Raw genomic sequence first — 13,846 nt, forward strand, 5'->3', positions numbered from 1 at the left:
CACCTGGTGAACAGGGATGTGGACCGACAGGAGCAATGACGATGGCATTGACGTTGGGGATCGACGTGGCTGTCTGGGCGGAGCATCAGGCGACGCGGGCCCGTGATGGTGCCACGGTATGGCGTGGCCGGAAGTTCTGGACACGGCTGGCCTATCTGGAACGGATGTGGGCGGACTTGGACCTGCCCGATCCGGCTGAGCTGACCGTGGTGGTCGAGCCGACCCGGAACGCGTGGATCGTGCTGGCGGAGTGGTTCCGTCGCCACGGTGCACGCGTGGTGATGGTCACGACCGCCCAGTCGGCCGACCTGCGTAAGTACTACTCCAAGCACACCAAGAACGACCGGATCGACTCCGAATTGCTCGCCCGACTGCCCTTGCCGGCCTTCGCCGAGCTCGCTGAGGACATCGCCCACGAAGCCGAGCAGGCATTGTTCCTGACCCGTCAGATCAAGCAGATCGACGAGCGAGTCGCGAACCTCTACGCCGACGCCGACCCGGCCGGCATCGTTGCCTCTGCTCCCGGCGTGGGGGCGGTGATCAGCGCGGTCATCGCTGGACGGATCGGCGACCCGCACCGGTTCACGTCCCTGGCCGCGATCCGCGCGTATACCGGTCTGGTTCCCAAGGTCAGCCAGTCCGGGGTGAGCAAGGTCGAGTCCTCGATCACCAAGGCCGGGATCCGCTGTTGCGTGAGGTGCTGTGCACCGCTGCCGACCAGGCTCGCAGGGTCGATCCCCAGTTCGCGGCGAAGTACCAGCGGTTGATGGTCGGCGACCGGCATCACGAGTCTGCGATCTGTCATCTGGCCACCCATCTGGTCACCCGGATCGCCGCCTGTATGCGTGCCGGCCAGCGGTACGCCTTGCGGGACGTCGACGGCACGCCGATCACCGAGGCCGAGGGCCGGGCGATCGTCACGGCGCGCTACAAGATCGACCCGCGGCGGCGCAAAAATGTCCGTTACAAGCGGATGCGTGAGCGCCGCAAGCAGGCGGCGGGCCAGGAGTCCCAAGAGTCGCGATGGTCTCCAACAGCCCAGCCCGCCATGACCAAGCCTACGAGCCGCCAGGTGGCTTGACCTCCGTCAGGAACTCAATCACCGCCCGAACCACGCCACCGGCGAACCGGCCCTCGGGCGCGCCGTCGAGCATCCGGCTCAACCCCGCCTGCTGCCCCCCGGACTCGAATCGCGATCCATGCATACCTCGATACACCGCACCAGAAGTGCTGTCCCGCAACATCTTTTCGGATCGACCAGCGACGCCCCTTACCCTGTCGAGCCAGACATCCGGCAATACACTGCCACCACCCGCTCCGGCGTCGCTCCCACACACTCCCATCCGGGCCTGCCCAGATCAGAATCGAGCTCCGCGCGGTCAAAGATTCGGTCACCCGGACCTGTGCGCCGAGAAGGCCACCGGCCCACCCATGCCGCCTTGCACTGCCCAACCACCGACATCCCCGACGGCCCGCGATGATCGCGGTGAAGAAGAAGTATCAGGCACTGATGATGATCGACGAGGCGCACAGCATCGGGGTGCTCGGCGCCACCGGCGGGGGCATCGGCGAGCACTTCGCCGTCGACCGCGACGACGTCGAACTGTGGTCCGGCACCATGTCGAAGGCCCTGGCCGGCTGCGGCGGCTACGTCGCGGGCAGCGCCGCGCTCATCCGCTACCTGAAGTACACGACACCCGGTTTCGTCTACAGCGTCGGGATGACGCCGATGAATGCCGCGGCGTCCCTGGCCGCGATCCGACAGATGCGCGCCGAACCCGAGGCGCTCGACCGGTTGCGTCGCAACTCCCGGCTCTTCCTGCAGCTCGCCACGGACTCCGGAATCGATACCAAGGACACCGAGGACACCCCGGTCATCCCGTGCATCGTCGGGGATTCACTCCGCACCCTCGCACTGTCCAAGGCCCTGCTCCGGCGCGGCATCAACGTGAACCCGATCCTCTACCCGGCCGTGCCCGAAGACCTCGCGCGGTTGCGCTTCTTCGTCACCTCGTGCCACACGGAGGACCAGATCCGGTCCACGGTGGCCGCTCTCGCCGAAGAACTCGCCACGCTCGTCGCGGCGGCGTAGCGCCGTGCCCGGCCCCCTCCGGCTGTTCTGCTTCCCTCACGCCGGCGGCGGATCCTCGACGTACCGCCACTGGCACCGCGCCCTGAGCCCGCACGTGTCGGTGTGGCCCGTGCAGCTGCCCGGACGGGAGAGCCGTGCCGGCGAGGCCGGGTTCACCGACGTCGAGTCCCTCGTCACCGCACTCGACTCCGAACTCGCCGAACACCTCACGGAGCCGCACGTCTTCTTCGGGCACAGCATGGGTGCGCTGGTGGCGTACCGGCTCGCGTGCCGCCGGCGCGCGGCCGGGCAGCCGCTCCCACGGGCGCTGCTGCTCTCCGGGTACTCGGCGCCGCACCTACCCTCGCCGCTGCCACCGGTCGACGACCTGGACGACGCGCCACTGATCGAGTTGCTGCGCATCACGGGCGGTCTGCCCGCCGACCTCCAGGCCCGGCCGGCGTGGCGGGACCGCTGCCTCCCCGCGCTGCGGGACGATCTCCGCCTCTGCACCGGCTACCGCGATCCGGGCGACCCGCCGCTTTCCTGTCCGGTGCATGTGCTCGGCGCGGACGCCGATCCGCTGGTCGGCGAGCGGGATCTGCACGCCTGGGAGCGGCACACCACCCGGCTGCGCGAGGTGCACATCATGCCGGGCGATCACTTCTACCTCGAGCACACACCCGAACACCTCTTCGGCGTGCTCCGCCCGTTACTGCGTCGCTACGCCGTGTCGGAGTCGGTCAGTGAGTCGGCGGGGTGACGGGCGGCGGCAGCTGCCCGGGCGCTCCCCCCGGATCCAGCGGCGCATGCTCGTCGGCGCCACCGGACGTCGCGAGCGGTCCCGGACCGTCGACTGGACGACGGGCCTCGACCTCCGCGGCCCGGACGGCCTGCGCGATCGCCGGGTCGGACTTGGTCTCGAACCAGTCGGCGACTTCTTCCGAATCGTCCTCGGGCTTGGGCAGATCCTCCTCCGTGGTGGACGGCTCGTACCGGAACACCCCGTCCTGCCCCTGCGCGCCGAGGGTCTTCGCGAACCCCTTGAGGGCGTCACCGAAGTCGCTGGGCACCAGCCACACCTTGTTCGCGTCGCCCTGCGCCATCTGCGGCAGCGTCTGCAGATACTGGTAGGCGAGGAGTTCGGGGGTGGGCTTGCCGGATTTGATTGCGGCGAACACCTTTTCGATCGCCTTCGCCTGGCCCTGCGCCTGCAGGTACTTCGCGGCTCGGTCGCCCTGCGCCCGCAGGATGCGGGACTGCCGCTCACCCTCCGCGGTGAGGATCGACGCCTGCTTCGCGCCCTCCGCGGCGAGGATGCGGGACTGCTTGTCGCCCTCCGCCGTCTTGATCGCCGACTCCCGATGCCCCTCGGCGGTGAGGATGGTGGCCCGCTTCTCGCGGTCCGCCTTCATCTGCTTCTCCATCGACTCCTGAATCGACGGCGGCGGATCGATGCTCTTGAGTTCGACCCGGGCGACGCGCAGACCCCACCGGCCGGTGGCCTCGTCCAGCACACCGCGCAGCTGCCCGTTGATGGAGTCACGCGAGGTGAGCGTCTCCTCCAGCGTCATGCCGCCGACGACGTTGCGCAGCGTGGTGGTGGTCAACTGCTCGACACCGACGATGTAGTTGCTGATTTCGTACACCGCGGCCTGCGGGTTGGTGACCTGGAAGTACACGACGGTGTCGATGTTCAGCGTCAGGTTGTCCTGGGTGATCACCGGCTGCGGCGGGAACGACACCACCCGTTCACGCAGATCCACCTTCGCTCGGATACGGTCCGCGAAGGGGATCAGGAACGTCAGCTGACCCGACACGGTCCGCGCGTACCGGCCGAGTCGCTCGATCACCGCGGCCTCGGCCTGCGGCACCAGCGCCACCGATTTGGCCACCACCAGGGCGACGAACAACACGAGCACGATCAACACGATGAGCGCTGCCATCTAGGGTCCCCTCCATACGACGGCGGTCGCGCCGTCAATTTGCATTACCGTCACGGTCGTCCCCGGTGGATACACTTCCGTGCTGTCGAGCGGGCGGGCCGTCCAGACGTCGCCGCCGAGCTTGATCTGCCCTGCGTGTTCGGCGACCTCCTCGAGCACCAGGGCCTGCTTGCCGGTCAGCGCCTCGATCCCGGTCGGGGTCGGTGGCGGGGTCTCGAACTTACGCAACAACACCGGCCGCACCCCGAGGATCAGGGCGAGGGACAGCACGCCGAAGATCACCGCGTCGACCCAGACCGGGAAGTCGGTGATCGCGGTAACCCCGGCCGTGGCCAGCGCACCGCCCGCCAGCATGAGGAGGAAGAAGTCCCCCGTCAACGCTTCCGCGGCGGCGAGCAGCACCCCCGCTACCAGCCAAATCAATGCAGCCACAACACCATCTAACCAGAATCTCCGGAACCGACGGTGACGAAGTCGACCAGCTGTTCGACCGCCCCGATCAGTGGTGCCTCGAGGTCGCGGAACGAGTTGACGGCCGAATAGACCCGGCGCCAGCCGTCGCGCGGTGTCCCCCACCCCAATTCGCGGCACACCCCGGTCTTCCAGTCCTCACCGCGCGGGATCTTCGGCCACGCCTCGATGCCCACCGCCGACGGGCGGACCGCCTCCCACACGTCGATGAACGGGTGCCCGGTCACGAGCACGTTCGGCCCGAGCCCCTGGGTCAGCTGCGTCTCCTTCGATCCGGTGACGAGGTGATCGACGAGGACACCGACGCGCCGTCCGGGGCCGGGCCGGAACTCGGCGAGCCGTTCCCCCAGATTGTCGAGACCCTCGAGGTGCTCGACGACGACACCTTCGACGCGCAGGTCGTGCCCCCACACCCGTTCCACGAGGGCGGCGTCGTGCACGCCCTCCACCCAGATCCGGCTCGCCAGCGCCGTCCGGGCCCGCAGCCCCTCCACCTTGGTGGATCCCGACGCCGATCGGGTGGTCACCGGTCCGGCGGGCTTGGCCGCCGGGCGGATCAGGGTGACCGGTTTCCCGTCGATGAGGAACGCCGCCTCCCGCATCGCGAACAACCGGGTGCGCCGCGCCCCGTCCTCGAGGCGGACGAAATCGCCGTCGTAGGTGCGCTCGAACCCCACCACCGCCCCGCAGAAACCGGTGCCCGCGTCCTCGACCACCAGGTCCCGCTCGGCCGGGACCGTCGGCGTCACGGGCTTCCTCGCGCGTGGGTGTCCGGAAAAGATGTCGCCGTATCTGTCGCCTCCGCTCACGGGCGCTGACGCTATGCCAGCGGCGCCGTTACGCACACGCCGCCACGCCGACATATGCTCGTTTATCGTGACTTCACCCAGCGCCACTCTCACCGTGTGGGCCAGTTCCTGGCTCGCCGGGAACAGTGCACCCGACGACGTCATCGACGCCCTCCACGCGTGGGCGCCGATGCATCTGGCCTGCGCCGAGGACGAGGGGACGGCCGGCCGCACCGGGCTGCCGTGGCCCCACCCGCAGGACGCCGGAGTGACGGCGCTGCTCCAGACGATGCGCCGCTCCGTGTCGCAACCCGAGACCGAGATCCGGCTGGTCCTGCCCGGGCCGGGCGACGTGCGTGGGCTTCCCGCGGGCACCGAGTTCGCGTCCGCCGCGATCAGCGCGGGCGAGGGTGTGCTCGTCGGACCGCCCGGCCGGTCCGGAACGGGGCTGGTCCCGCACGTCGAGGGTCCGGACGTGCTGCGCTGGACGGTGTCGACGATCGAGCGGCTTCCCCTCGACGCCCACCACACCGGACTGGGTGAGGCAGAGTTCACGATGCGGCAGGCGGTGCGGGACGCCGCGGCCGCGCTCGAGGCGCTGCACATGCTCGATTCCGGTTTCGGCGCCGACCCGCGCGCGCTGATCGCCGACGCGCTGGCGCAGTCCGCACGGCACCGGTATCCGGCGACGATCGCCCCGCGGGCGCTGCGGATCCTGGACTCGGCCGATCAGGTGGCTGCGATCCTCACGGTCGCCGAGCAGATGGCCCCCGCGCGCACCGTGTCCGCGTCGAGTGCGGCCACGCTCGAGGATCTGCTGCGGCCCCTGCGTTCGGCGGTGCGTTCGGCGCGCACCGCCGCCGTCAACGCGTGTGCGCGGGACGGCCTGACGGCCTGACCACGGTCTTGCAGCAGTCGACCGCGCAGGACTGACCGTCCAGGGTCGAACCGAGCAGCGGCTCGGAACCGAGCCGCGCGGCGGGTGTGCCGGCCAGTTGCTCGGCCACGAGTGCGACGACGAGTTCGGCGAACCGCCGATCCGTTCCGGGGGTGGCCGCGCGTACGAAGTCGATGCCGAGTTCGGCCGCCTTGTCCCGGGCCTCGGTGTCGAGATCCCACACCACCTCGAGGTGGTCGGACACGAATCCCACCGGGCACACGATCACCGCGCCCACACCGCGGCCGGCGAGGGCGTCCAGGTGGTCACAGATGTCCGGTTCGAGCCACGGCACCTGGGGTGGCCCGGACCGGGACTGCCACACCAGGTCGAAGTCGTCGAAGCCGGCGGCGTGGGCGGTGAGCCGGGCCGCCTCGGCCACCTGCCGGCTGTAGAGACGACCACCCTCCGCGGGCGGTCCCGCGTTGACGTCAGCGGACACCGGCACGGAATGCGCGGTGAACACCAGGCGCGCGGCGGCCCGGCACCCGGCGGGGAGCTGCACCGCGGCCTCGCGGACGGCGTCGGCGAACGCCCCGATCAGCAGCGGGTGGTCGTAGTACTGGCGCAGCTTCAGCAGGTGCGGAGCCCCCTCCCCGGCTGCGGCCCGCGCCCGCGCCCGCGCGACGTCCTCGTGGTACTGCCTGCAGCCCGAGTACCCGCCCCACGCCGACGTCGGGAACACGAGGGCCGACCGCACCCCGTCCTCACCCATCCGGGCGACGGTGTCCTCGACCATCGGGTGCCAGTTCCGGTTACCGAAATAGACGGGCAGATCCATTCCAGCGCTTACCAATTCGGATTCGACGCGGGAGATGATGTCGCGATTCAGAGCGTTGATCGGCGACACGCCCCCGAAATGCAGGTAGTGCTCGGCGACCGCGTCCAGACGTTCGGGCGGCACCCCCCTGCCCCGGGTCACGTTCTCCAGGAACGGGCGCACGTCGGCGGGCTGCTCCGGACCCCCGAACGACAACACGAGAAGGGCATCGAACCGGGAACCGGAACCGTCCGTCGAATTCGCAGCGATCATGATCCCCATCTTCCGTGGTGCCGTTCGGGGCGCACTCCCCGGGTAGTGCCCTAGCCGGCCATCGCGTGGGCGCCACCGTCGACGTAGATGATCGACGCGGTGGTGCCGGGCAGCCAGTCGGACAGCACGGTGCACACGGTCTTCGCGACCGGCTCCGGGTCGTCGACGTTCCAGCCGATGGGCGCCCGCTCGTCCCACGCCGTGTTGAGTTCGTTCATCTGCTTGGCGTCGTCGGTGGCGGTGCCGGCGATGGCCTTGGCGGCGAGGGTCTTGATCGGGCCCGCCGCGACGAGGTTGGAGCGGATACCGCGTTCGCCGACCTCCTTGGCGACATACCGGTTCACCGACTCGAGGGTCGCCTTGGCGACACCCATCCAGTTGTAGAACGGCACCGCGCGGGCGGGATCGAAGTCCATGCCGACGATCGACGCGTTGTCGTTCAGCACCGGCAGCAGCGCCTTCGACAGCGACGCGTACGAGTAGGCGGAGACCTCGAACGCCACTCCCACATCGGACCACGGTGCGTCGAAGAACGGGCTGCCCAGGCAGGACCGCGGCGCGAACGCGATGGAGTGCACGACGCCGTCGACGCCCTCGGGTGCGATCTCCCGGATGCGGTCGGCGAGGCTGGCGAGGTGCTCCGGGTTCTGCACGTCGAGTTCGAGCGCGGCCGGCACCGGCTGCGGCAGGCGCTGCGCGATGCGGTCGATCAGCCGGAGACGGTCGAAGCCGGTGATGATCACCTTGGCGCCCTGTTCCTGGGCGACCTTGGCGACGTGGAACGCGATGGACGCGTCCGTGATGATGCCGGTGACGAGAATGGTCTTACCTTCGAGCAATCCGCCCATGAGGTGTCCTCCTGTGAAGAAAAAGTCCGGGAAGTGGAGTGGGGAGAGCTAGTGGCCCATGCCGAGGCCGCCGTCGACGGGGATCACCGCGCCGGAGACGTAGGCGGAATCGTCGGAGGCCAGGAAGCTCACCACCGCGGCGACCTCCTCGGGCTTGCCCTGCCGCTGCAGCGGGACGGCGCCGGTGATCATGTCCTTGTACTTCTCGTCGAGTACCGCGGTCATGTCGGTGTCGATGAATCCCGGGGCCACCACGTTCGCGGTGATCGAACGGGAACCGAGTTCACGGGTCAGCGACCGCGCGATACCGACCACGCCGGCCTTCGACGCCGCGTAGTTCACCTGGCCGGGACCACCGGCCAGACCGACGACCGACCCGAGGAACACGAACCGGCCGAACCGCGCCCGCAGCATCGACCGTGTCGCCCGCTTCGCGACGCGGAACGCGCCGGTCAGGTTGGCGTCGACGACGGAGGTGAACTGTTCCTCGGTCATCCGCATGATCAGCGTGTCGTCGGTGATGCCGGCGTTCGCGACGAGAACCTCGACGGGACCCTGGTGCGCTTCGACCTCCTTGAAGGCGCGGTCGACCGACTCGGTGTCGGTGACGTCGCACTGGACGCCGAACAGGCCGTCGGGCACACCCGAACCGCGGTGCGTGACCGCGACTTTGTGGCCGTCCGCCGCGAGGCGCTGCGCGACAGCGAGGCCGATCCCGCGGTTGCCGCCGGTGACGAGCACCGACCGAGGAGTGGACACCGTCCCAACTGACGCGTCAGTAGTTTGTGGGGTAGACATGGGGATCAACCTATCTGTTCAGATGTGCAGGAGTGGAAGCGCGGGGCCGCGGTGGAACGCAGATCACGGCAGCCGTTGACGCAGGACCAGCGCGAGGATCAGCCCCGCCGTGGCGGACAGGACCCCCAGCACGAGCCAGGGGCGGCTGGCGTCGCCGCGGGTGGTCTCGAACCCGATCTGCTCCTCGAGGGTGTCGTAGACGTCGCGCAGTTCCTCCAGGCTCGAGGCCGTGAAGAAGCTGCCCCCGGAGAGATCCGCGATCTCCCGCAGTGACGGATCGTCGACGGGCACGGGGATGCGTTCGTCCTCGATCTCGACCTTGCCGTAGCTGGTGCCGAACGAGATCGTCGAGATGGGGACGTCCTTGTCTTTCGCCTGCCGGGCCGCGGTGAACCCGCCGCGCGGATCGTCCGGGTTCTCGGGCACCGTCTGCTTGCCGTCCGAGAGCAGCACGATGCGGGCGGGCGGGGCCTGATCACTGCCGCCGAGCACCGCGGCCAGCGTGTCGATCGACTGCAGCGACGTGAAGATCGCCTCACCGGTGGCGGTCCGCTCGCTCAGCTGCAGATTGTCGATCGCGACCTTCGACGCCTCCCGGTTGGTGGTCGGCGACACCAGCACCGAGGCCGTGCCGGCGAACGCGACGAGACCGAGGTTGATGCCGGGGGTGAGCCCGTCGGCGAACGACTTCGCGGCGTCCTGCGCGGCGGCCAGCCGGGTCGGTTCCACGTCGGTCGCCTTCATCGACAACGACACGTCGATGACGAGGATCACGGTCGCCCGGTTCCGTGGAACCCGCTTGTCCTCCGTCGGTCCGGCCAGCGCCACACTGAAGAACACCAGCGCCAGCACCATCAGCAGCGCCGGAATGTGCCGGGCCCGGCCAGGCCTCGACGGCGCGACCTTCTCGAGGAGCGCGAAGTTGGTGAACCGGAGGGTGTGCTTCTGCCGCTGACGCTGCACCCACACGTATCCCGCGACCAGTGCCACGACGATCAGGAGGAAGAGCAGCCACCACGGCGAGGTGAACTGGGAAAGGCTCACCGGCGGGACCTCTGGTTCGTCGCGGTCCCGTAACTGTGCTTCCGGGCGGACACGAACCGCACGACGTCCGAGATCCAGTCCCGGTCGGTCCGCAGACTGAGCAGCGGTGCGCCGCAACGCCGCAACGACTGCTCCACCTGCAGGCGGTGCTCGTCGGCGGCCCGCGCGAAGTCGGCGCGCAGTTGCGGTGTGGTCGTGAACTCGCGGGTCCGTCCGGACTCCGGATCGTGCAGCACTACATCCCCTATGTCGGGTAATTCCAGATCTCGCGGGTCGAGCACCTCGACACCGAGTACGTCGTGGCGGCCCGAGATCGCCCGCAGCGACCGCTCCCAGTCGATTGGTCCGAGGAAGTCACTGATGACGACGGCCAGACCGCGGCGACGCTGGGGTCGGCGCAACGACTCCACCGCACCCTGCAGGTCTCCCCGCACCCCGTCCGGGGCGTGCGGGGTGGTCGCGATCTGACGCAGCATCGCCTGCGCGTGGATGCGGCCTCCGCGGGCCGGGATCCGGGTGGTCTGGGCGCCGGTCGAGACGATCGCCCCGATCCGGTTCCCGCCGCCACTGGTCAGGTGCGTGACGGCGGCGGCAGCGGCCACCACGAGGTCCCGCTTCTCGCAGTCGGCGGTACCGAAGTCGAGGCTCGACGACAGATCGACGACGAGCCACGTCTCGAGTTCCCGGTCGGCCACCGACTGCCGGACGTGCGGGTGCGTCGTCCGGGCGGTCACCGACCAGTCCATCTGACGCACGTCGTCGCCCGGCTGGTACTCGCGCGCATCACCCGGTTCGGAGCCCGGTCCCGGGATCAGGCCCAGGTGGTCGCCGTGCAGCACGCCGTCGAGCCGGCGGCGGACGGTCAGTTCCAGCGTCCGCAGCGCCGCGGACAGTTTGGGATCACGGAGTTCGCCGGAGCGAAACGACGGCGGCGGGCCGGAGCTCTGCGCACCGGCGGTACGCGCACTCACCGTGGCTGGCTCATCGCCGTCGGTCCGGGCACCGACGTGGACGGGACCGGCGGTCCGTGGTGACCGGCGGGAGCGGCCGGGACCGTCGTCGGCTGTGCGGCGATCTGCGGCAGACCCACGGTCTGCAGCACGCGGGAGATGACGTCGTCCGGGCTGACCTCGTCGGCGAGAGCGTCATAGGACAGCACGAGACGGTGACGCAGCACGTCCGGGATCACCTCGAGCACGTCCTGCGGCACCACGTAGTCACGCCCGCGCAGCAACGCCAGCGCCCGGGCCGAGGAGATGATGCCCAGCGTCGCGCGCGGAGACGCGCCGTACGCGATCCAGCCGTCGACCTCGGGGAGACCGAACTCGGCCGGTGTGCGTGTGGCCGCGATGACCCGGACCACGTAGTCGACGAGCGCATGGTGCACGAAGACACCGCTCGCGACCTTCTGCAGGCGGACGAGCTCCTCGGGATCGAGGACCTGGTGAGGTTCCGGCGCATCGACACCCATCCGGTAGACGATCTCGCGCTCCTCCTCCACCGTCGGGTAGTCGACGAGGATCTTGAACAGGAAGCGGTCGCGCTGCGCCTCCGGCAGCGGGTACACACCCTCGTTCTCGATCGGGTTCTGCGTCGCCATCACCAGGAACGGGTCGGGCATGTGGTACCGCTTGCCGCCGATCGAGACGTGCCGCTCGGCCATCACCTCGAGCAGCGCCGACTGCACCTTCGCCGGCGCGCGGTTGATCTCGTCGGCGAGCACGAAGTTCGCGACGACGGGACCGAGTTCGGTGTCGAACTCCTCGCGCCCCTGCCGGTAGATGCGCGTACCGATCAGGTCGGTGGGCACCAGGTCGGGGGTGAACTGGACACGCGAGAAGGATCCGCCGACCACCTTCGCGAACGTCTCGACGGCCAGGGTCTTCGCGACACCCGGCACACCCTCGAGCAGCACGTGCCCTTTCGCGAGCAGACCGACCAGGATCCGCTCCACGAGCCGGTCCTGCCCGACGATCACGCGCTTGACCTCGTAGATCGCGCGTTCCAGCATCTGGACGTCGGCGGCGAGACTGGGCGCGACAGTCTTCGCCGTCGCGCTCTGCGTGCCCGTGTTCTGTGAGGGTGCATTCGGCGCGGTGACGTTCTGGGGACCCGATCCGTTGGCCGCACCCCCGTTCTTCACACCTTCGGGAGCGGCCTTCGCGGGCGACTCCTTCCGGGCTGCACCCTCCGATACCGCATCATCACGTGAGGTCACCAAGAATCCACCGCTTTCACCTAGATCGTTCCGCCCGTTCACGTACTTGCTCAACTATTCCAGGTGCAAGCAACCCCCGCCGCAACCAAGCACGATCCGCACTGCGGACTACTTCATCGACATCATGGATCACGACACCATACGGACAGCGTAAGGGGTCATGCCGTCCCATCGCACCGGGGAGATCTTGACGACGTCCCCCGACTCGGGGGCCTCGAGCATCTGGTCGTCTCCGAGATACAGGGCGACGTGCTGGCTGGCGTTCGGGCCCCAGAAGATCATGTCGCCGCGCTGCATCTCCTCCGAGGGAACCTGCTCGCCCGCGGTGTATTGATACCCGGTGTAGTGCGGCAGGGAGATGCCGATCCCAGCGAACGCGTAGATCATCAGACCGGAGCAGTCGAAACCGACCTTGTTGAAGTCGCCGTAACTGTCGGCGACACCGCCGTCGCGGATGCCGAGGGTGGGGCCGTTCTCGTCGCCGCCGCCCCACGCGTACTCCACACCTATCTGGGACAGTCCCCGATCGATGACGGTCTCGATGGCCTCGCTGCCGGTCAGGTCCTCACCGCTGGTCGACGGCTTCGATTTGGGGGTGGACTTCGGCGTGGTCGTCCCGCCGTCGGCCGAGGAGTCGGAGTCCTCGTCTTCCGAGTCCTCCTCGATCGTGGTGTGCGCGCGCTGCCCCGCGGCGAGTTCCGCGGCGCGCTGTCGAGCCGCCTCGTTGGCGGCCACCCGCGCCGCGGCCTGCGTCGCGGCCTCCCGGGCCGCGGCGGCGATCGCAGCCTTCTGCGCGTCCTCGGCGCGTTTCTGGTCCTCCCACGTCGCGTATGCCTCACGCTGCCCCTGCAACCCCGCGACGTTCCCGCGGGCGGCGTCGAGCTGGGCCTGGGCGGCGGCGCGGTTGCTCTCGATCTGCGCCTTCTTGGCCGCCTGGTCCTGCAGCGCCGACCGAGCGATCGCGATCGCCTGCTCCGCCAGCGACTTCTTCGACGCGGCCTGATCGGCGGCCACGTCCGCCTGCTGCTTCGCCTCGCGGGCCGCGGAATCCTTGTTGGCCTGCGCGGTCCGTGCCCGCTGCAGACCCTCGAGCACTACATTCTGGCTGGTGGCCAGGAGTTTCAGAACCTGCGCCCGATCCAGGACGTCGCCGGGCCCCTGGGCGCCCAGGTAGGTCGAGATCGACGAGACGTTGGTGCCCTGCGTGTAGCTCGACCGGGCGTACTTGTCGAAGTCCTTCTGCGCGAGTTCGATCTGCGCGCCGGCGTCGCGCAGCGCCTGCTGTGAGGCCCCGACCACGCCGGCCGCCAGATCGGCGGCGCTGCGGGCGTTCTGCAGATCGACCAGGGCCCGGTTCACGTCCTCACGCTTGATGGCGACCTCGTTGTCGAGCTGAGCGAGCTGCTGATCCGCGGAGGCGACCTGGTTGATCAGTTCGCTGACCTGCCCGAGGCCCGCCGACACCTGGGTCTGGGCCTGCGCGATGTCGTTGTCGGACGGATTCGGCGGCGGGGGTGGCACCGCCGCGGCCAGGCCGGGCGTGCTGGTGATCAGGGCTCCGACGATGCCCAATCCGATCAGGAGTCGCGCCGTGCGAGTGCGCCCGCGGGAGAAGCTACGGTGCCCCACTCCAGCTCGTGCTTGTCGCTTCACAACTCTCTCCCTCGGTTCTGCACCGATCACGCACACCGC

General features: G+C 69.3%; 13 protein-coding genes and 1 pseudogene. 4 read left to right on the forward strand and 10 right to left on the reverse strand.

What is annotated here, in order from left to right:
• The first annotated feature begins 35 nt into the window (after positions 1-35).
• The 3 genes and pseudogenes from QM806_RS23505 (at position 36) to QM806_RS23520 (ending at position 2,834) form a co-directional block, all read left to right on the forward strand.
• Positions 36-1,081 (forward strand): annotated as a pseudogene (locus QM806_RS23505) (transposase).
• A gap of 405 nt (positions 1,082-1,486) precedes the next feature.
• The gene (locus QM806_RS23515; protein WP_267204546.1) at positions 1,487-2,092 is read left to right on the forward strand and encodes an aminotransferase class I/II-fold pyridoxal phosphate-dependent enzyme; all 606 of its coding nucleotides are present in this window, start codon (positions 1,487-1,489) and stop codon (positions 2,090-2,092) included.
• Positions 2,093-2,096: 4 nt separating this feature from the next.
• Entirely contained in the window at positions 2,097-2,834 is a 738-nt protein-coding gene (locus tag QM806_RS23520; protein WP_054248727.1) for a thioesterase II family protein, read from the forward strand.
• Here QM806_RS23520 and QM806_RS23525 read toward each other — a convergent pair.
• Genes QM806_RS23525 through QM806_RS23535 form a run of 3 tightly spaced genes read right to left on the reverse strand, consistent with a single transcriptional unit; the run spans position 2,815 to position 5,297 of the window.
• On the reverse strand, positions 2,815-4,017 hold the full coding sequence (locus tag QM806_RS23525) for an SPFH domain-containing protein (protein WP_005571979.1): 1,203 nt from the start codon (positions 4,015-4,017) through the stop codon (positions 2,815-2,817). The two genes, QM806_RS23520 and QM806_RS23525, sit on opposite strands and share 20 nt — an antisense overlap.
• The gene (locus QM806_RS23530) at positions 4,018-4,449 is read right to left on the reverse strand and encodes an NfeD family protein (RefSeq protein ID WP_005241863.1); all 432 of its coding nucleotides are present in this window, start codon (positions 4,447-4,449) and stop codon (positions 4,018-4,020) included.
• A gap of 8 nt (positions 4,450-4,457) precedes the next feature.
• Entirely contained in the window at positions 4,458-5,297 is an 840-nt protein-coding gene (locus QM806_RS23535) for a DUF3097 domain-containing protein (RefSeq protein WP_039952851.1), read from the reverse strand.
• Positions 5,298-5,364: 67 nt separating this feature from the next.
• Here QM806_RS23535 and QM806_RS23540 point away from each other — a divergent pair, with 67 nt between their 5' ends.
• Positions 5,365-6,174: an Rv1486c family protein gene (locus QM806_RS23540; RefSeq protein WP_005571991.1), complete on the forward strand. Its 810-nt coding sequence runs from the start codon at positions 5,365-5,367 to the stop codon at positions 6,172-6,174.
• Here the strand turns inward: QM806_RS23540 and QM806_RS23545 are convergent.
• From QM806_RS23545 to QM806_RS23575, 7 genes are all read right to left on the reverse strand, one after another.
• Complete coding sequence (locus QM806_RS23545) at positions 6,140-7,255, reverse strand: ferrochelatase (protein WP_169694798.1); 1,116 nt, start codon at positions 7,253-7,255, stop codon at positions 6,140-6,142. The two genes, QM806_RS23540 and QM806_RS23545, sit on opposite strands and share 35 nt — an antisense overlap.
• Before the next feature lie 41 nt (positions 7,256-7,296).
• Positions 7,297-8,094, reverse strand: coding sequence for an NADH-dependent enoyl-ACP reductase InhA (inhA, locus tag QM806_RS23550; RefSeq protein ID WP_054248891.1), 798 nt, complete (start codon positions 8,092-8,094; stop codon positions 7,297-7,299).
• 48 nt (positions 8,095-8,142) lie between these two features.
• Positions 8,143-8,892 carry a 3-oxoacyl-ACP reductase FabG1 gene (fabG1, locus tag QM806_RS23555; protein ID WP_050998704.1) on the reverse strand — a complete coding sequence of 250 codons (750 nt, stop codon included), beginning with the start codon at positions 8,890-8,892 and terminating at the stop codon, positions 8,143-8,145.
• Between the two features lie 63 nt (positions 8,893-8,955).
• A complete protein-coding gene (locus tag QM806_RS23560; protein WP_005255039.1) occupies positions 8,956-9,936 on the reverse strand; it encodes a VWA domain-containing protein in 981 nt (326 codons plus the stop codon).
• Positions 9,933-10,907 (reverse strand): DUF58 domain-containing protein, encoded by a 975-nt coding sequence (locus QM806_RS23565; RefSeq protein WP_054248890.1) that lies wholly within the window; start codon positions 10,905-10,907, stop codon positions 9,933-9,935. The genes QM806_RS23560 and QM806_RS23565 overlap by 4 nt, the downstream gene beginning before the upstream one ends.
• A complete protein-coding gene (locus QM806_RS23570) occupies positions 10,904-12,079 on the reverse strand; it encodes an AAA family ATPase (protein WP_169694814.1) in 1,176 nt (391 codons plus the stop codon). Before QM806_RS23570 ends, QM806_RS23565 begins: the two co-directional genes overlap by 4 nt.
• 204 nt (positions 12,080-12,283) lie before the next feature.
• Complete coding sequence (locus QM806_RS23575) at positions 12,284-13,783, reverse strand: NlpC/P60 family protein (RefSeq protein ID WP_005565744.1); 1,500 nt, start codon at positions 13,781-13,783, stop codon at positions 12,284-12,286.
• Between the last annotated feature and the right edge of the window lie 63 nt (positions 13,784-13,846).

It is taken from the genome of Rhodococcus sp. IEGM 1351 (assembly GCF_030056875.1).
In the GTDB taxonomy this organism is placed as follows: domain Bacteria; phylum Actinomycetota; class Actinomycetes; order Mycobacteriales; family Mycobacteriaceae; genus Rhodococcus_F; species Rhodococcus_F opacus.